Consider the following 18,896-nt stretch of genomic DNA (forward strand, 5'->3'; position numbering starts at 1 on the left):
ATGAACGTGCCTGAGATAAAGTTATCAGGAAAAATAAAAAGAAGAGCCCAGGCAGTGGCTCTTCGAAGAAATGATAAAAAAGAGAAATCCATCTTATCCACTATATGATATGTGGGTAACGGATAGTTTAATAACTTTTGAATTATTAAGTTTACTAGATAAAGAAATGATTTTTGAAAGAAGGAGCGCAAAGGCTCCACCGTACATATTTTAACTTAGAAACTTTGATCCAAAGAGAAAATAAAGAATCATTGAAGCACCTAAGAAGGAAGAGAAAAATAAAATTTGCTGTGGTTTTTGATGACTTTTAAGCCAGTTCCATCTTTTACTCTCCATATCCAGCCAAAGGAAATCGACAATTAGTGCTATAAAAATAATTACAAGGAATGTAATCAAATTCATGAATTGCTTTCTTCTTTCTTGTACAATTAGGTTATAACATATTATGGAAAAACGGAAAGGTTATGACAAGTTTAACTTATTAATCAAACAAAAAAGTAAAAACGTTAATTAAGGAGGCGTGAATTTATTTAAATTACTAGAAAGAATATTTAACCCAAAGTACGTTCAGTGCTTTAGTGATAAAAAGTACGACTTTGTTGATGATAAAGGACAACGAATTATTATAATGGCTAGTAATATTTTGAACGAGTAAAGAAATATAAGTCTGAATACGTGGCAGTTAGAATAGAAATGGATGGTTTTCCAGAAGCAGAAATCATTATTAATCCTATTGCTATTGCTGATTCAAGCTTGCGTATTATAAGGTATTATAAGAAACACTTATGATGAAGAGTAAACCATAAGCACGTAAAAGGTATTAAAATATAGGTTGTACTTTTGGCAGTGATATGAGTGTAATTGAAGAAAATTTATTTTTTTAGTAATGTCACTATCCTGATATGATGTGAAACAAATTGATAGGTCTTATTCTTAAAAGAAGGACAAGGAATAAGAGGAAATTAAGTATTAGAAATAATTTCATTTTCCTTGTACCCATAATTTTTACATCTAATTATGTATATTTACCGAAGCCGATTAGGTGGTGACGGTGAATGCTTTCCTTCTATTTCTGAAAAAAGGTTCGAGTTTAAATCATTTTGTTGATTTGTTGATGGTTGTATTAAGTTACTGTTATTTAATTGTAGTAGAAGGTAGTTAAGTGTTTCTTGAACTTTTTCTACATCCTCTTTGGTGGCAAATTTCTTTTTATCAATGAGTAAGTAACCTAATTGTCCGCTGGGTTCAATTGTAGCCCATTGCACATCCTTTATGTTTTCTATACCATTTTGTCGTAATCTCATTTCGAGTTTATCAACAGATAGGCGCATTTTTCTTAAATTTTTTTCATCTAGTGTTCCATTATTAATTACAATTTTTGAACGACCGGTGAATAAAGTCTCAGTAAAGTCCCATTTTAGTTGAATGTATTCAAGTAACATCAAAGTAACTATCAGTATGGCAGCAATCAAAAAAGTAGTCCAAATATTTTTACCACTAACTGGTTGAATTAGGAGTGTCCCAATAGAAATCATAATGACAGTTTGTGAAATTGTCAGCTGAGAGATAGATCTTCTACCTGAAATACGAATTAATAATATACCAAAAATAATGATTAACATTGATTTCCAAATCCAGGATATATCCATTATTTTCCACCACCATTCTTTAGTTGTGCAATTAGTTGTATTTTATAAACTTTTATAAGAATTTACTGGTATCAATGTACATGTAGGTAATTGAGTATTAGTTTTTGTAGGAGTTGAAAAAATATACAATTTGGAGAACTAAAAATAAAAGGTCGATAACCCTTTAATACCAAGGGTTATCGACCTTTTATAATTAGCGTCCCAGATAGGAATCGAACCTACGACCTACAGCTTAGGAGGCTGTTGCTCTATCCTGCTGAGCTACTGGGACATATATTGTTTTTTTCTTTTGACAATATAAAATTATATACCTATATAAATGAACGGTCAATAATAAAGCCTTTGAAAATGTTTAATGATTTTCATTGTTTTTATAATAATGGGAAAAGAGCGTCCATAGATGTTTAAATGATAAAGGCAGTAGTTACATAGCACTGTAACTACTGCCTTACCTTACCTATTTAACCAATTCGGTATTTTCTACGATAATATCGAAAGATCGTTCTAATTTGTCTCTTTAGTTGTTTAAACCGTGCAGTGCTTAACTCAATCAGCGGCTGAGTCACTGCGGTGACCCATTTGCTTGATAATAGCAAAGTAAGCACTAAGGCGAGACCTGCTAACAAGAGAAAACTTCTCGCATCATTAAAGAAATCTTGCACTTCACTTTCTCTAAATACTCGTACGAAAAACCCGTGAAGAAGATAAACATATAATGTGTTTTTACCTAGCTTTGTAAATGAGTAATGTCTATTAGGCACAAAGGCAAAGAAACATGCCATCATCATCACACTGAGTAAATAGAAACCTAATCTAGTTAACATGGACGAAATAGATGCATCATCAACAACGGAATATGGCTTTGACCCAAGTAACCATTCATAGTTGATGTTTGGATTAAAGTAGAATAACACAAAAACAGCTACAAAAATACCAATCGCACCGATGCGAACCGATGGTCTAAATAAAACTTGGAAATGCTCTTTCTTCATTAAATAACCTAGTAAGAAGAATGGGAAAAACACAAAAGTTCTAGATAAACTCAAATAGTTTGTAACCCAATCAGCATATCCTACAGCTAGCCCAATCGCAAAAGAGAGGATAATGGCTACACTTGGTTTGAATTTGGCAAATATCAATAACAATAGATGCCAGAAAAATAAAGAAATTAAGAACCATAACGACCAATGTGGATTTAGCGGATCCACGTTAAAGGCTGCACCTTGATGTAAGAAATAATAAAAGATCGAATAGATTAGTTGGAAAATAAGGTATGGCAAAATCAATTTTTTAGCTATTTTTTGAATATATCCCTTTTGATAATACCCTTTTGCAAAAAAGCCTGAAACTAATATAAATGCAGGCATATGAAATGTATAAATAACTTTGTAAAGCGTATAAATTGTTTCACTATCTTCAATAAAAGAGCGAATCAAATGTCCGAATACCACAAAGAAAATAAGAATAAACTTTGCGTTATCAAAAAAGTAATCACGCTGTCTCATAAATCCTCCTTTATTAAAGACCCCCTAAAACATCACTTATTATATACCCATTATGTAAGAAAATAAATCAATTCAAACATGTGAACGAGTGGATAAAAATCCAAAACATGGACATGTAAAGGTAATATGGCATTGAAATGTATAGGTATATATAACTATTTATAGTTAAAATACTACTTCAATATCCCCTTTTTATCGATTATAATGTTAGCAGAATCTAGTCTAATAGAATCATTATTTTCGAAAGGGATACATTTTTTAAAAGGAGGAATTATATTGAAATTACTGAAAAAATGGCGTTTAAAACAAAGTAGCATCCCCTTTTTAAATGCGATATTATTACGGGTGTCGAAGTCAGATAAATGGAGAAAGTTAAAAATCGGTCAAAAGTATGGGGTAGCTTTGTGGCTTACTTTAGGCGTATTCACTCTATCAACGATCTTGTCTTTTATTATGCTTGTCTACAGTACCTTTAAACTTAATGAAGCAGAGAAGGCAAGTGAAAGAGCACTAGAAATCGCTGATATAGGCACAGATTTCTACTTAAAAGGCGGAACAATTGGGAATTATATTATTGATTCTAATCCAAAACATTTAAATACATATGAAGATTTAGAAACAGATATAAAGAATAAACAACAAGAAATACAAGCAATGATTCAATCAGAAACAGCACAAGAAATGTTTGTAAAAATCAATGAATATGATAAAGAAGTGAATCAATTATTTTATGATGAAATCGCACCAAATGTGAAGTTGCAACATGTACGCGAATACCGTTTAGGGAAGTTGCAGGTGGATAATTACATCGAGCAGACAATGAATACTTTAGATGAATTAACATCTATTATTAAGGAAGAGCAGGAATCCGCCATTAACCAAGCGAGTTGGATGATGATCGTTTCACTTGTTATCTTGGTACTGTCACTAGTACTATCAGCAATTTTCGGATTTTTTAGTCATAGAATCGTGAATAAACAATTAGCGTATCGTCTTACAATGGTTGTGACAGCTTCTAAGGAAATCACAAAAGGAAACTTAAAAGCTAATGATATTCATTCGAATAATCAAGATGAAATTACAGAAATCGCAGACGCTTTTAACCAAATGAAACACCAGTTGCGCCAAATGATTCAAGAAATGCTTACAGTTTCACAAAGTTTAAATGAGAGAAGTGTTCACCTTGGTACCGTTTCATCTGAAGTTGCAGCTGCTAGTCAAGAAATATCGGCGACAATGGAGGAACTATCGGGAGGAGCAGAAGAGCAAGCAAGTGCAAGTGCGGATTTATCAAAAATTATGGAAGATTACTTATTTAAAGTGGAAAATGCAGAAACGAAAAGTGTTTCTATGCGTGAAGCAGCCTCAAATGTGAAGGATATGACATTAGCAGGAAATGAATTGATGGAAAATTCTAAAGAGCAAATGAATAGAATAGATGAAATTATTAATGATTCGATGCATCGAGTGAAAGGGTTAGATCAAGAAACGAAACAAGTAAATAAGTTAATATCTGTGATACATGAGATCGCTAACCAAACGAATTTATTAGCATTAAATGCGGCAATTGAAGCTGCGAGAGCAGGAGAGCATGGCAAGGGCTTTGCTGTTGTTGCGGAGGAAGTAAGAAAACTTGCTGAAAAAGTCTCCTATTCAATAAGTGATATCACTTCAATCGTCAATAAAATTCAGTCAGAGTCTGTTGGAGTCGTGGAATCGTTACAAGCTGGCTATGAGCAAGTAGAGATCGGTAGTAATAAAATCCATCAAACAGCCAATACCTTCAACAGTATAGCAACTGCCATTACTGGTATCCATGGAGATATCGAACATATTTCGTCAAGTATGGTAGAAATGCTAGATAATTCGGTTGGGATGAGCGAATCTATAGAAAATATCGCTGCTGTTTCTCAACAATCAGCAGCTGCAGTAGAAGAGACGAGTAACTCTGTTACACATACAAATGATTCAATGGAAAACATCCAGCTATATGTACAAAAGTTAGCTGAAATGGCTCATACATTAAGTAAACTTATAGAAAAATTTAAATTATAATGGGGAAAACAAGTATGCTGCTAGTTTAAGCGGATACTTGTTTTTTTATTATGAATAAAAAGGATTATGGCGATTTTTGTAGAATAACCTCGTGGTAGAATAATTTGTTTTAGGGGGTAAGGTAGTTTGCCAACATCGAATAGTTCTTTTGAAAGACAAAAGTTGTTAGAAAAGCTCTCAAATGATGAAGGAATCTATTCAGAGCTCTTTATGGAAGCCATAGATGGAATCATCCTATGGGAGGATGGTGGTCATATTGTACATGCGAATAAATCAGCGTGTCGAATATTTGAGACTTCATATAATGAAATTACAAAATGTAAGATTGAAGATTTTGTTGTCGATAAAGATAAAAAGTACAAGGAAATCCTAAATGTATTATATAAAAGAGGGGCAATACGAGATGAAATTCTATTCTTTATGCCAAACGGACAATCTAAGATTTTAGAATTTACAATGAAATTACAATCTTATACTGGTTTTCATATGGGTATTTTTCGTAATGTGAGTGAGCGAAACCAAATGGAACAAGAGTTAAGAAAGAGTGAATTGAAGTTTAGAAGAGTATTCGAAGGTACACTTGAAGGTATCATTTTATGGGATAACGAGGGAGTGGTACAAGACGTTAATCCTTCTGGGGAAAAAATTTTAGGGGCTAGTCGTGAAGAATTAATCGGAAAGTCGTTAAAACATATGATAGCTAGATTTTCTGGGAATTTAGATGAAATGAGAGAGATCATCACACAAATAACAATGAACGGTTCTTATGAAGGAAGGATACAACTACAAGGAAAGGGAAATGAGAATAAATTATTTGAGTATTTAGTCAACTATAATTTGTACTCAGAGTTTACAATTTCTACATTTAAGGATATAACGGATAAAGTCGAAATGGAAGAAAGATTAAGAAAGTCCGATACACTGAACGTATTAGGACAACTTGCTGCGGGTATTGCTCATGAGGTGCGCAATCCAATGACTGCAGTAAAAGGATTTATACAATTGCTTGAGAACTCATTAAATAAAGAATCTGATCATGATATGTATTTTAATATTATTTCAACGGAACTCGCAAGAATCGATTCTATTATTAATGAATTTCTTTTTTTAGCAAAGCCACAGGCCGTGAGATATATGGAGAATGACATAATTAACATTATGCGGGAAACGGTTAAGTTATTAAATGCTCAGGCCCTACTGAATAATATCCAATTCCGTACTTATTATGAATATGGTTTACCAAAAATGATGTGCGAAGGAAACCAACTAAAAAAAGTTTTTATAAATATTATAAAGAATGCAATTGAAGTCATGCCGGATGGTGGATATATCACAATTACCATTAAACGTCTTGATGATCAAACTGTAAGAATTTCTATTCAGGATGAGGGTGGAGGAATACCACAGGATAAGTTAGAAAAGCTAGGACAGCCATTTTATACTACAAAAGAAAGGGGAAATGGTCTTGGATTAATGGTTTCATATAAAATTGTTGATGAACATAATGGGGCAGTTCAAGTGGAAAGTAGTGAGGGAGTTGGAACAACTTTTCATATTATTCTTCCTATGAGTAATTAATTTTTTTTTAAAAATATAAGTAGGGAGAATGTAATTTATGTATTAAAATTAGATGTATATCTAATTAGATATATGTTAAAATTGATTTATTCATACTGTTGTTAAGAAAAGGAGTGAAGGATTATGCAATTAAACCGCATTGTTGCTTTTCATAAAACCATGGGCGATCCAACGAGAATAAGAATTGTTTATTTGTTATCAAAAGGGCCATTGCACGGACAAGCCATAGCAGGAAAGTTAGGTTTAACACCACCAACGATTACTCACCACCTTCATAAATTAAGAGATATTAATTTAGTTTATACAAGAAGAGAAAAAAATACGGTCTATTATTATTTAAACGAAAAGATTATTCTTCATCAAGCTGTTACATTAGAGAAAATTATTAGTCAAAAGGAGGAGTTAGAAGAAATGGAGCAAGACAACGCATATAGAAAGAAAGTACTAGACGCTTTTATTCAAACTGATGGAAAATTAAAATCTATTCCTGCTCAAAGAAAGAAAAAGCTTATCATTTTTGAACATATGGTAAAAGGGTTGAAAAAAGGTGTGAAATATGAAGAGAAAGAGATAAATGAAAATATTAAAAATTTTCATGATGACTTTGCCACAATTAGAAGAGAGTTTATTACGAATCAATATATGTATCGTGAGAATGGGATCTATGAAGTAAATCCTCCAGAAATGTGGGCGAAAATAGAATAATAGTAGTTGGCCTACTGTAGACGGCAAAATCCACTGCTGTGAGTGCTGGTTGGCCATTCATTATAAAGAAGCTGCGAATCTAATTTGGCTCTAAATAGACGAGCAAATGCTGACAGATATATAACAGTATTTGCTCGTATTTGATTTTAGCTAATCATGTATAAAATTCAGGTTTGCGATCATCGAAAACAGGGATGGTTTTCCTGACACGATCAACCTCCGAAAGATCAATCGTTGCTGTGACAATTTCCTCTTCTTCGGTACCACTTTTGAGAACTTCCCCCCAAGGATCAATGATCATCGAATGTCCAGCGAATCTATTATTAGGATCCTGCCCTACACGGTTACAAGCAATCACATAACATTGGTTTTCAATCGCTCTTGCCCTTAATAATGTTTGCCAATGATCGACTCTTGGTTTTGGCCATTCTGCCACAACAAAAATAGCTTTGGTCCCGTTTAATGTATGTGCTCGAAACCATTCCGGAAAACGAATATCGTAACAAATCATACCGGCTACTTTCTCACCATTAATGTTAAAGCTGCCTTTTTCTTCTCCGGCAGATAAAAATTTATGTTCATCCATTAATTTAAATAAGTGCATTTTATGATATTCTTGTAGCAATTCACCATTTTTATCAATTGAAATCATCGTATTAAAGTATTCCTCATCACGCTTAGTGGCAACTGATCCGCCTACGATATGGACTTGATATTGTTTCGCTAAGTTTGTTAAGAAGGCAATTGTTTTTTCACCTTTAACATCAGCAGTGGATGACAAATTATCTAGATCATATCCAGTTGTCCACATTTCGGGTAGTACAATAATATCTGGATATGGTTGAACTTCACAAGCTTCCTTTACCTTTATTTCTACATGCTTATAGTTTTCTTCAGGATGGCCAAATTGTATATCCATTTGTATACAGGCAATATGTAATTTCATGGTTAAAACTCCCTTATTTCAATCTTATTTATACTTTAAATATATACGATTTTTAAAAAGTTTACTACTGCTAATGATCTTAAATGTTTTGTCGAAAAGTAATGCAAACTATTCTTGGGAAGTGTCGAATCATGTTGATATAAAAAAAGATTGTCTTATTTTGCGAATCTATTTACTTTTATAAAAATTCTTGTAATAATTTCTCAAGTAGGCAAAAAATAATCGAAAGCAGGACAATTTTAGGAGGAGAAAAGTTGAAGTTAAATCAAAGGGAATTATTGGACAAGATTCAAATGAAAAGAGAAATTATGATGAAATGTGCGTGGAAAGTAGGTATTAATGACAAATTAACTATCCAGCATAGTCAGGAACTAGACATGCTTATATATGAATATCAGAAAGCAAAAATAAACTTCGAGCCCCGTAGGACCCGAGAATTTAAATTAAATATTAAACAATACCATGTAAATATAAAAACCAAAGCTGTATGAAATTAAAAAAGTTCAATTAATAAGATCATGAAAAGTAAACCAATGATAAAAGAATAGGTAGATGTTCTTTCATGACCATCTCCATGGCTCTCTGGGATTAATTCCTTATAAATAATAAATAGCATGGCTCCTGCGGCAAATGAAAGCCCATAAGGGACAAGTGAAGCAACATAAGAGGTTAAATAAAATCCTAATAAGCCTGTGAAAATTTCAATTGTTCCTGTTAACGTGGCAACGATAAATGCTTTGAATCTACTGATTTTTTGGTTGACCAAAAATAAAGCAACTAAGAATCCTTCAGGTGCATTTTGCAAACCAATGGCAAATGCAATTAAATTACCAGTGTCTCCTCCGTTTTCGGACGCATAACTAACACCAACAGAAAGTCCTTCCGGAATGTTATGAAGTGTAATAGCAGCAACAATTAACATCGCTTTTTCATCAAATTCAATCCCTTTTTTGTTATGAGCGATGTCAATATGTGGAATGTTTTTTTCTAGCAATGTTAAAGTTAAAACCCCTAGAAAAATTCCTACGACTAATGGTAAAAACCCTCCTGCATTTAATGCCTCTGGAATAAGACTCATTGTTGAAGCAGCCATCATAATACCTGCAGTAAATGCGAGTAATATATCACGCCATTTATGTGTCATCGATTGGCCAATAAACAAAATAATCAATGCACCAAGTCCTGTAGACATAGCTGAAAGGATTGTTCCATATAGCACTTCTGTCATTTTATAACTCACCTCTTTAGAATCATCCCTGATTTTTATCAATAAGATGCAGATAGTCATTTAGCCTAGTATATGCATAATCAAGGAAAGAGGTCATATAAAAAATGTGACCTCTTCTTTAATGTCAATTATGAATAGTAACATCCATTAATCATTCATTCCATTCAGCAATTTTTTGATCTGATGGTAACAAAAGAGTGAGGAACCCGATTAAAGGAAGTAACCCAGTGAACATCATCGTCTGGTTTATACCAACCCAGTCACTTAAATAACCTAATGCAATCGATCCAATTGCACCCATTCCAAATGCAAATCCAACTGTTAAGCCAGACATCATACCGATTTTACCAGGTACTAATTCTTGTGCATAGACAACTGTTACAGAAAAGCTAAGCATCAGTATAAAACCTGTAAGTGCCAAAAAAACAAACGCAACACTAGCTGGTACAAATGGAATGAGGATGGAAAATGGACAAGAAAGCGCCAATGATAAAAATATAACTGTCTTACGACCAAATTTATCTGCTAAAGGTCCTCCGAAGAAGGTACCAATAGCACCAGCTAATAAAAATACAAATAGCATTGTTTGTGCGCCGCTGATAGAGAAAGCATAATTCTCAATTGCATAAAAGGCATAAAAGTTTGTCATCCCTGAAACATACCAAGATCGGGCAAAAATAAGAATGAGCACAATAGCTAATGCTATTTTTACTGATTTGGTAAGTGGTTTATGTGCAGCTACCTTTTTCTTTGCCTTTTTATTAGCTGCTTGCAATCTTAGATTTTTAGCATACCAAATGGCAATATAGGCGAGAAAACAAACGGCTAAAAAAGCGGCAATAGTAAACCATAAAGCGCCTTTTTGCCCAAAAGGAACGAGTACCAAGGCCGTAATTAATGGGGCTAGCGATTGACCGCTATTTCCACCAACTTGATAAATGGATTGAGCTAATCCTCTTCTTGGTCCAGCGGCCATGTATGCAACTCTTGAGCCCTCAGGATGAAAAATAGCAGATCCTAATCCTATAAATATGACGGAAATGATAATCCATTCATACTTAGGCGCAAAAGCCAATCCAATGATACCGAATAAAGTAATGGTTAAACCAATTGGTAAGGCAAAAGGCATTGGTTTTTTGTCTGTCATGTTGCCAATAACAGGTTGAAGAACAGACGAAACAATATTTAATGCAAAAGCAATCATCCCTAACTGGGTGAAACTTAGTCCCATTGATCTTTCTAAAATAGGAAACATTGCGGGGATGATTGCCTGAATGGCGTCATTTAACAAATGACAAAGCCCAATGATAAATAAAATACGATAGCTAGTATATCCTTGTTTAGGAAGGGCTTTAAGAGAAATAGCTTGGCTCATAGGGAAGGACTCCTTTTATGTAAGAATAATTCAATATACGAAATAATTATTGAAGTTAAATGAACAAAAATCAAGTCTTTCTTTAAAAAAATTGAAATATTCAAAAAGACATCCTTTTCAGTAACCACTTGTTCTTCAATCCTCAAACATTAGTTGTAATTGGATTTCAACTATTCTTCATCCTTTTTTATTTCTTATTGCTCGAAAGACTATGTATATTAGAACTTAGTCCGATTCTATGCCATTTAGGTAACATATAGAAAAAATGGTAGTAAATGAAAAAAATGAAGGTCGATTCCTTTGTTATTAGCCTTTCCAGCAGAAGGAAACATATCCATCTTATAAGGGAAGCAAATCTTTTATAAGGCTTCCCCTATGATTGATATGTTTAAGCATCAAATGAATGAGAATCTAGCGGTAAAATGATTGTCACAACTGTACCGTTAGAAGCACTACTTTCGATTGTGATTTCTCCCTTATTTGCTTCGACAATCCTTTTGCATACAACAAGTCCAAGGCCTGTACCATAATCTTTAGAAGTATAAAATGGTTCAAAGATTCTGTCCATCTCTTTCTTTGGTATACCTACTCCAGTATCCTTAATGGTGAGATAACAATGATGAGCGCTTGTTGTGAGAGATATTGACAAATATCCATTACTACTCATTGACTCAAGAGCATTTTTAGCGATATTTAAAAACACTTGCTTCATTTGATCTTTGTTGCAATATATTCCTACGGGTTCTTCTGGTAAAGAATCTTCATAGTGAATATTGGCTAAGTTGGCTTCAGATTTAATAAGTGGTTCAAGTTCACGTATAATATCTTGTACATAAATATGTTCTTTCTTTTCAATTGTCGGCTTCCCAAGAATTAGAAACTCACTGACGATTTCATTGATACGACTGATTTCATTATTTATAATAGAGAAATAATACTGATCTTCTTCTTGTTTATGTTTCTCTGATAATAATTGAATCAATCCTTTCACACCAGTAAGTGGATTCCTGATTTCATGGGCTGTACTTGCAGCTAAATTTCCGACTAGCTCTAGTTTCTGTATTTCATTTTCTTTCTCAGCGTTTTTGGCATGTTTTTTTAACATGAAATATTTTATAAAGAAAAAGAAAATATGAAGCAAAATAAAAAGGGGAAAGAAGAAGATTGCAGTACGCTTAAGTAAATTACCGCTAGCGACATCTGAAACACTCACTTCAATATTCCAAGGCAGACGATCAATTGGTAAAGTATAAACTTGATCATTCTTACCTATACCACCATTCATATTCATTATTTGCTTTCCACTAGAGTTCGTAATGGAGATGGAAGCATCAGGAGTAAGCATTTTCATAATATTTTGCATGTAATCTACTCTTAAATGTGCACCTACTATTCTTTCTAGTTGGAAATTAACATCAAGAATAGGGTTTGCAATCCCGATGACTTGTTGTTCAGGTGTTAATGTTTCCACTTCTTCGGATATAATTAAATCATTCGTGCGCATAATTTCTTGAATATATGGATCATTATTAAAGTCATGATCCTTTAATAATTCTGATGTTCCTGTTTCCAAAGTACCTGTTGCGTCCAGTAGAAACATGCTGCCATATCTCATGTCAGTTAATTGTGTGCTTCTTACTACTTCTCGAACAGCTTCCATATCATCTTGAGCGTCAATTGATAATGCTAAAATATCTAATGTGGTAACTGTTTCAGAGATGAATTGATTCCAGTTTTTTTGATGAATGGTTGCAATCCACTTTGCGTCATTTAATCTTTCTGTTTCTTCACGGTCTGTTACATAATGATAAATAGTAAGCATTCCTAAAATAGACGGCATAATAACTATAATTACATATAGGAAATAATTATTCTTTCTTTTCATTTTCTTTTTCTTCTCCATAAAAATCGGATCCATGAGTATTTTTTAGTAAAAATATAGAAATTGACAGTAGGCTGTTCGTTACTTATAATTAGTTTGAATTCAATAATCTATATTTTAAATTATTTTAGGAGGATTGGAGACATGACAGAATCTAGCCAATCACTCAAACTATATATTGTGCTTTCAAGAGCGAATAGAGCGATTAATGAAATTGTTAATCGTAAAATTCAAACCTATGGATTAAATCCAACTGAATTTGCTGTACTAGAATTACTATATCATAAAGGTAATCAACCTTTACAGCAAATAGGTGGTAAAATTTTGCTTGCTAGTGGAAGTATTACGTATGTAGTTGACAAATTAGAAAGTAAAGGGTATTTGCGAAGAGTTGCATGCCCGAATGATCGAAGAGTGACTTATGCTGAAATATCAGAAGATGGTAAGGCGTTTATTGAAAACGTATTTCCAGGCCATGAAGAGTACATTCATGAATTAATGAGTGAATTAGATGCAGAAGAAAAAGAGACAGCTATAGAATTAATAAAAAAACTCGGGTTATCTATTAGTAATCGATAAAAACGGTTCATAAAGAATCGTTTTTTTCTTTTATTGTAGAATGGTGAACTATAGTGAGTATTTCTATGTTAAAAGTTAATTGAAAACTTCTAATTAAATTTAATCATTATTAGTTCCTACTTAAGTCCTGAGCATTATTTAATGATAAATATGCAGGATTTTATAATCTATTATAGAAAGAGTTAACTTAATTAAATTTTTTTCTTCATGAAATACATACAAATTAGCGATTATTACTTGGAGGTGTAGGGGGATGAAATTTCCTGATTATGAATACAAAAGGCCACAAATGGACAAAGCAAAAGTTCAGTTTGATGCTGCACTACTGGCATTTAAAAAAGCAAAAACAGCCGAGGAACAAATAGAAGCGATGAAGAAGATTAATCGTATACGAAATAAATTGTATACGATGTTAAATTTAGTTATGATTAGGCACTCGATTGATACGAATGATGAATTTTATCAACAAGAACAAGATTATACAGATGAAATAGGCCCAGAGATTGAAGGACTTAGTACACAATTTTATGAAGCACTAGTGCAATCTAAGTTTCGCGAAGAGCTCGAAAACAAATGGGGCAAACAGCTATTTGCTTTAGCAGATAGTGAATTGAAAACTTTCAAGCCGGTAATTGTACCATTATTGCAAAAGGAAAATAAACTGACAAGTGATTATAATAAGTTAATCGCTTCCGCAAAAATAAATTTTGATGGCAAAGAATTAACATTAGCACAGCTAGATCCATACATAGAATCGAAAGACCGCCAACTAAGAAAAGAAGCGAGTGCGGCTAAATTCCGATTTTTGGAAGATAACGAACATAAACTAGACCAGATCTATGATGACTTAGTTAAAATAAGAACTGAGATTGCACATCAATTAGGGTATGAAAACTTTGTTGAACTAGGGTATTATCGAATGCTTAGAATTGGATATGATGCCAAGATGGTTGCAAAGTTTAGAAAACAAGTGGAAGAGTTTATTGTCCCGATGGTCGCTAAATTAAAAGAAAGACAGCGCCTAAGAATCGACGTGGATTCCTTAAAGTACTATGATGAACCGTTTAATTTTCTTTCTGGAAATGCAATCCCTAAAGGCTCCCCCGATTGGATTATTAATAAAGGACAAACGATGTATCAAGAACTTTCACCAGAAACAGGCGAATTTTTTGATTTCATGATTGATAATGAATTAATGGACTTACTCGCGAAGAAGGGGAAAGAAAGTGGAGGCTATTGTACGTTTATTGAGGATTATCAAGCACCATTTATCTTTTCTAATTTTAATGGGACATCAGGGGATATTGATGTTTTAACACATGAAGCAGGTCACGCTTTTCAAGTTTACGCAAGCAAAGGTTTTGAGATTCCTGAATATATATGGCCAACACATGAAGCGGCAGAGATACATTCAATGAGTATGGAGTTTTTCACTTGGCCATGGATGGATACGTTTTTTAAAGAAGATGGAGACAAATATCGCTTTGCCCATTTAAGCAGTGCCCTAATTTTCTTGCCTTATGGCGTAGCTGTTGATGAATTTCAGCATTGGGTTTATGAAAACTATCAAGCTACTCCAGCGGAAAGAAAAGCAGCATGGAGAAAGATTGAGAAAAAGTATATGCCTTATAAAGATTATGAAGACAACGACTATCTAGAAAGAGGCGGTTATTGGCAAAGACAGGGCCATATTTATAGCTCGCCATTTTATTATATAGATTACACGTTAGCGCAAATTTGTGCCTTTCAATTTTGGCAAAAATCACAAGAGAATCATGAAGAAGCTTGGAATGATTATCTTCATTTATGTAAACTTGGCGGTAGCCAATCATTTACAGGATTAGTATCTGAAGCAAATCTGATTTCTCCTTTTGAAGATGGTTGTGTAGAATCCGTTGTTGGATCAATTGAGAAGTGGCTAAATCAAGTCGATGATAAAAAACTTTAAAGAATGAGTGGAAAAAGGAGAGGCAAAACCTCTCCTTTTTTGATGAAATTATCTTCTTTTTTATCGAATGACAATATTATCTTCTACTAAAACTGCGGTTAATTCGCTTTGTTCTTCCTCATCAATAATTTTGTCTGCAATCTTATCTTCTAATTGTTCCTGAATGACCCTTCTGAGAGGGCGGGCACCGAATGCAGGGTGATAACCTAATTGTGCCAATTTTGCTTTTACCTCATCTGTCACACTTAGGTGTATATTAGATTGTGCTAAGATTAAATTCAATTCTTCTAATAGTAAATCAGTGATAATAAGAAGATGCTCTTTGGTTAATGATTTAAATTCAACAATATTGTCAACCCTGTTTAGAAATTCAGGTTTAAAGAATTGTCCTAATGAGTCGAGTATACTTGCTTCATTCCAAGCTTTATTATCCGTTGCAAAGCCGACTTGGACTTCTTTTGTTTGAACACCGGCGTTACTTGTCATAATAATAACGGTTTCGTTAAAGTATACAGTCCTACCTTGACTATCTGTTAAGCGACCATCTTCAAGTATTTGTAGAAAAAGGTGCTGCACATCGGGATGTGCTTTCTCAATCTCATCTAATAGGATAATGCTATACGGATTTCTACGTACTTTCTCTGTTAATTGTCCTGCTTCTTCATGGCCAACATAACCTGGAGGAGAACCAATAATTTTCGCTACACTATGTTTTTCCATATATTCACTCATATCAAGTCTTATCATAGATTCTTTTGTACCGAATAATTCTTCAGATAATGTTTTCGTTAATTCTGTTTTACCAACACCTGTTGGTCCAACAAATAAAAACGATCCGATAGGTCGATGTTTAGATTTAAGACCTGCACGACTTCTTCTAATAGCTTTTGCTACTTTTTCGACTGCTACTTCTTGGCCAATAACTTTATGGTTTAGATTTTCTTGTAAATGTTTCATCTTAGATTGTTCATCTGTCATTAATTTCCCGATTGGTATACCGGTTTTATCTTCAATGATTTTTTGGATATGTTCGACTTCTACTTTCGCTCTTTCTCTTGTGTTTGAACCAAGAGCCTTCTCCAATTCTGTTTCTTTATCTCTTAATTGAGCTGCTTCTTCATACCTTTCTTCTTTAAGCAACTGTTCTTTTTGCTTTGCTATTTCTTTTAAACGCAATTCAATATCCTCATCAGAGGAAACACCTAATGTTAGGTTTAATTTTGAGCCAGCTTCATCCATAAGGTCAATTGCTTTATCTGGTAAGAAGCGGTCTTGAATATATCTTGACGATAGTTCTACACAAGCTGTGATGGCTTCCTCTGTATAAATAACATCATGGAAGCTTTCATAACTGTCTTTTAATCCTTCGAGGATATGTCTTGCTTCCTCTAAACTTGGTTCTTTGACGTGAACTGGTTGGAATCGTCTTTCTAATGCTGCATCTTTTTCTATTTTTCTATATTCAGAAAGAGTAGTTGCCCCAATTAATTGCATCTCACCACGTGCTAGTGCAGGTTTTAAAATATTGCTAGCATCCATCGATCCTTCAGCTGAACCCGCACCAACTAATAAATGGATTTCATCAATAAAAAGGATTATGTTTTTTCGTGTTTGTACTTCATTTATTAGTTGTTTCATTCTTTCTTCAAATTGACCTCTAATACCTGTATTCGAAACAAGAGAGGCCACATCTAACAAATAAACTTCTTTATTGAGTAATTTCTTTGGTACATCACTATTAGCTATTTTTAGTGCAAATCCCTCAGCGATAGCTGTTTTTCCAACACCGGGTTCACCGATTAATACCGGATTGTTTTTACTTCGTCTATTTAGTATTTCAATTACCCGTGCTATTTCTTTATCTCGACCAATCACGGGATCAATGAGCCCCGCTCTAGCCATTTGCGTTAAGTTTTTAGCGAATTGATCAATGAATCCACCACTACCATTTTGTTTTCTTTGAGATGGTTCATTCGGTTGTTGTTGACTTTGATGATGAGCATCTTGCCCATTTGTCAATTGTTTAAAAAGATCATCGAATGGTATAAAACCTGAGAAACCATTCATCGTTGGACCAAAGGCAGGAAGAGATTGTTTTTCTTTCTCGTAACAGCTTTGACAAAGACGAATGGTTGTCTCCTTACCGTTAATCGCATATCTCATATTGACATTCGCTTCATTTTGTTTGCATGCTTGACATTTCATTAAAGTTTCCTCCTTTTGACTTTGACTAACTTTGACCTTATGGATACAGTATACTTTGACCTTATTCGACTTTCAAGTATTTTGATTAAGTTTTTTATTTAAATAGAAAAAAGGTATTCAGTAAGAAAAAGCTCGTCTTTGTTTGTCCTTCTTTACATATATTGTGGAGAAGGAGGAGATCGACTTGACGAAAATTAATTGGGGAGCTTCCTTTCAAATCGCAGCAGTCTATGTAGGGACTGTTGTTGGCGCAGGGTTTGCAACTGGCAGGGAAATCGTCGAATTCTTTTCGAGATTTGGTTTTATTGGTTTAATTGGGATTTTAATGAGTGGATATATATTTGTGTTTTTAGGATCAAAACTAATGATCATTGCTGCAAAAATAAATGCAAGATCTTTTCAAGAGTTAAATACACATTTGTTTGGAAAGCATTTTGGTTTAATTATCAATGGATTAATGCTCATCATGTTATTAGGTGTCTGTGCTGTTATGCTTTCAGGTGCAGGTGCTGTGTTTGAAGAACAGCTAGGATTATCTAAATCAATTGGTGTGGTATTTACAATTGCTTTATCAATTATAACAATGCTTGTAGGTATAAAAGGATTATTTGCTGTAAACGTGGTTGTCGTTCCTATGATGATCAGTTTTAGTTTTATCTTATTGTTTTTCTCTATTCAACAGCCGTTCTTTTTAGAAAATATCTTATATATTCCTTTTGCTGAGGATGGTTGGAAATCAGTTGTATCTCCATTTACGTATGCCGCATTCAATTTAATGTTAGCGCAAGCTGTGTTAGTTCCAGTTGCTTCGGATATTAAAGATATACATACGATTAAATGGGGAGGATATTTTGGTGGGATTGCACTGACAATGATTTTAGTTTCTAGTCATTTGTCATTGGTGAATATTCCTAATTTAGAAAGTTATGAAATTCCTATGGCTGCTATTATGAAGTCACTTGCGTCCTCAATATATTGGATATTCGTATTTGTTATTTATGGTGAAATCTTTACTTCAGTGATTGGAAACGTTTTTGGAGTGGAAAGGCAAATTCGGCAATATTTTAATATTCCTACGGTTGTAACAGTGATTGGGATTTTTACCGTCTGCTATTTCGGTTCATTCATTGAGTATGGAGAACTGCTTTCCTATTTATATCCTTTATTTGGTTATATTAGTTTAACATTTATTATCTTATTATGGATGAAAAAAGAGACTGACAGCTAGGACAGTCTCTTTT

Annotated in this window: 14 protein-coding genes and 1 tRNA gene; 7 read left to right on the plus strand and 8 right to left on the minus strand. The window is 33.6% G+C overall.

What is annotated here, in order from left to right:
• Nucleotides 1-1,025 precede the first annotated feature (1,025 nt).
• The 3 genes from LG276_RS09140 to LG276_RS09150 all read right to left on the minus strand — a co-directional run bounded on the left by LG276_RS09140 (nucleotide 1,026) and on the right by LG276_RS09150 (nucleotide 3,154).
• Entirely contained in the window at nucleotides 1,026-1,649 is a 624-nt protein-coding gene (locus LG276_RS09140; RefSeq protein ID WP_224937815.1) for a DUF421 domain-containing protein, read from the minus strand.
• A 197-nt stretch (nucleotides 1,650-1,846) separates the two neighbouring features.
• Nucleotides 1,847-1,920, minus strand: a tRNA-Arg gene (locus tag LG276_RS09145).
• A 190-nt stretch (nucleotides 1,921-2,110) separates the two neighbouring features.
• Nucleotides 2,111-3,154, minus strand: coding sequence for an acyltransferase family protein (locus LG276_RS09150; protein ID WP_224937817.1), 1,044 nt, complete (start codon nucleotides 3,152-3,154; stop codon nucleotides 2,111-2,113).
• A gap of 276 nt (nucleotides 3,155-3,430) precedes the next feature.
• Between LG276_RS09150 and LG276_RS09155 the strand changes: the two genes are divergently transcribed.
• From LG276_RS09155 to LG276_RS09165, 3 genes are all read left to right on the plus strand, one after another.
• A complete protein-coding gene (locus LG276_RS09155) occupies nucleotides 3,431-5,209 on the plus strand; it encodes a methyl-accepting chemotaxis protein (RefSeq protein ID WP_224937818.1) in 1,779 nt (592 codons plus the stop codon).
• Between the two features lie 126 nt (nucleotides 5,210-5,335).
• Entirely contained in the window at nucleotides 5,336-6,787 is a 1,452-nt protein-coding gene (locus LG276_RS09160; protein WP_224937819.1) for an ATP-binding protein, read from the plus strand.
• Nucleotides 6,788-6,910: 123 nt separating this feature from the next.
• Nucleotides 6,911-7,492 (plus strand): metalloregulator ArsR/SmtB family transcription factor, encoded by a 582-nt coding sequence (locus LG276_RS09165; protein ID WP_404294166.1) that lies wholly within the window; start codon nucleotides 6,911-6,913, stop codon nucleotides 7,490-7,492.
• A gap of 154 nt (nucleotides 7,493-7,646) precedes the next feature.
• On the opposite strand, the gene LG276_RS09170 is transcribed toward LG276_RS09165, so the two are convergent.
• Nucleotides 7,647-8,438 carry a carbon-nitrogen family hydrolase gene (locus LG276_RS09170; RefSeq protein WP_224937821.1) on the minus strand — a complete coding sequence of 264 codons (792 nt, stop codon included), beginning with the start codon at nucleotides 8,436-8,438 and terminating at the stop codon, nucleotides 7,647-7,649.
• A gap of 254 nt (nucleotides 8,439-8,692) precedes the next feature.
• Between LG276_RS09170 and LG276_RS09175 the strand changes: the two genes are divergently transcribed.
• On the plus strand, nucleotides 8,693-8,929 hold the full coding sequence (locus tag LG276_RS09175; RefSeq protein WP_289433409.1) for an aspartyl-phosphate phosphatase Spo0E family protein: 237 nt from the start codon (nucleotides 8,693-8,695) through the stop codon (nucleotides 8,927-8,929).
• Between the two features lie 2 nt (nucleotides 8,930-8,931).
• Here LG276_RS09175 and LG276_RS09180 read toward each other — a convergent pair whose 3' ends face one another.
• The 3 genes from LG276_RS09180 to LG276_RS09190 form a co-directional block, all read right to left on the minus strand.
• Nucleotides 8,932-9,666, minus strand: coding sequence for a ZIP family metal transporter (locus LG276_RS09180; RefSeq protein ID WP_224937823.1), 735 nt, complete (start codon nucleotides 9,664-9,666; stop codon nucleotides 8,932-8,934).
• A gap of 151 nt (nucleotides 9,667-9,817) precedes the next feature.
• Nucleotides 9,818-11,041 carry an MFS transporter gene (locus tag LG276_RS09185; protein WP_289433411.1) on the minus strand — a complete coding sequence of 408 codons (1,224 nt, stop codon included), beginning with the start codon at nucleotides 11,039-11,041 and terminating at the stop codon, nucleotides 9,818-9,820.
• A 388-nt stretch (nucleotides 11,042-11,429) separates the two neighbouring features.
• Nucleotides 11,430-12,926, minus strand: coding sequence for an ATP-binding protein (locus LG276_RS09190; RefSeq protein WP_289433413.1), 1,497 nt, complete (start codon nucleotides 12,924-12,926; stop codon nucleotides 11,430-11,432).
• 141 nt (nucleotides 12,927-13,067) lie between these two features.
• Here LG276_RS09190 and LG276_RS09195 point away from each other — a divergent pair, with 141 nt between their 5' ends.
• Together LG276_RS09195 and LG276_RS09200 are read left to right on the plus strand one after the other, a co-directional pair.
• Nucleotides 13,068-13,502 (plus strand): MarR family winged helix-turn-helix transcriptional regulator, encoded by a 435-nt coding sequence (locus tag LG276_RS09195; RefSeq protein WP_224937826.1) that lies wholly within the window; start codon nucleotides 13,068-13,070, stop codon nucleotides 13,500-13,502.
• Between the two features lie 253 nt (nucleotides 13,503-13,755).
• A complete protein-coding gene (locus tag LG276_RS09200) occupies nucleotides 13,756-15,450 on the plus strand; it encodes a M3 family oligoendopeptidase (RefSeq protein ID WP_404294169.1) in 1,695 nt (564 codons plus the stop codon).
• A 60-nt stretch (nucleotides 15,451-15,510) separates the two neighbouring features.
• Here the strand turns inward: LG276_RS09200 and LG276_RS09205 are convergent, their stop codons facing one another.
• On the minus strand, nucleotides 15,511-17,655 hold the full coding sequence (locus LG276_RS09205; protein ID WP_404294172.1) for an AAA family ATPase: 2,145 nt from the start codon (nucleotides 17,653-17,655) through the stop codon (nucleotides 15,511-15,513).
• Nucleotides 17,656-17,839: 184 nt separating this feature from the next.
• On the opposite strand from LG276_RS09205, the gene LG276_RS09210 reads away from it, so the two are divergent.
• Nucleotides 17,840-18,883, plus strand: a complete 1,044-nt coding sequence (locus LG276_RS09210; RefSeq protein WP_251161407.1) for a hypothetical protein — start codon at nucleotides 17,840-17,842, stop codon at nucleotides 18,881-18,883.
• The last annotated feature ends 13 nt before the right edge of the window (nucleotides 18,884-18,896 follow it).

This window comes from Cytobacillus kochii (assembly GCF_044790165.1).
Taxonomy (GTDB): domain Bacteria; phylum Bacillota; class Bacilli; order Bacillales; family Cytobacillaceae; genus Cytobacillus; species Cytobacillus kochii.

Bases quoted from the DNA above. Each gene is read 5' to 3' on its own strand.
- LG276_RS09150 (WP_224937817.1), bottom strand. From the start codon at position 3,154: ATGAGACAGCGTGATTACTTTTTTGATAACGCAAAGTTTATTCTTATT.
- LG276_RS09165 (WP_404294166.1), top strand. From the start codon at position 6,911: ATGCAATTAAACCGCATTGTTGCTTTTCATAAAACCATGGGCGATCCA.
- LG276_RS09185 (WP_289433411.1), bottom strand. From the start codon at position 11,041: ATGAGCCAAGCTATTTCTCTTAAAGCCCTTCCTAAACAAGGATATACT.
- LG276_RS09205 (WP_404294172.1), bottom strand. From the start codon at position 17,655: ATGAAATGTCAAGCATGCAAACAAAATGAAGCGAATGTCAATATGAGA.
- LG276_RS09140 (WP_224937815.1), bottom strand. From the start codon at position 1,649: ATGGATATATCCTGGATTTGGAAATCAATGTTAATCATTATTTTTGGT.
- LG276_RS09180 (WP_224937823.1), bottom strand. From the start codon at position 9,666: ATGACAGAAGTGCTATATGGAACAATCCTTTCAGCTATGTCTACAGGA.
- LG276_RS09170 (WP_224937821.1), bottom strand. From the start codon at position 8,438: ATGAAATTACATATTGCCTGTATACAAATGGATATACAATTTGGCCAT.
- LG276_RS09190 (WP_289433413.1), bottom strand. From the start codon at position 12,926: ATGAAAAGAAAGAATAATTATTTCCTATATGTAATTATAGTTATTATG.
- LG276_RS09195 (WP_224937826.1), top strand. From the start codon at position 13,068: ATGACAGAATCTAGCCAATCACTCAAACTATATATTGTGCTTTCAAGA.
- LG276_RS09200 (WP_404294169.1), top strand. From the start codon at position 13,756: ATGAAATTTCCTGATTATGAATACAAAAGGCCACAAATGGACAAAGCA.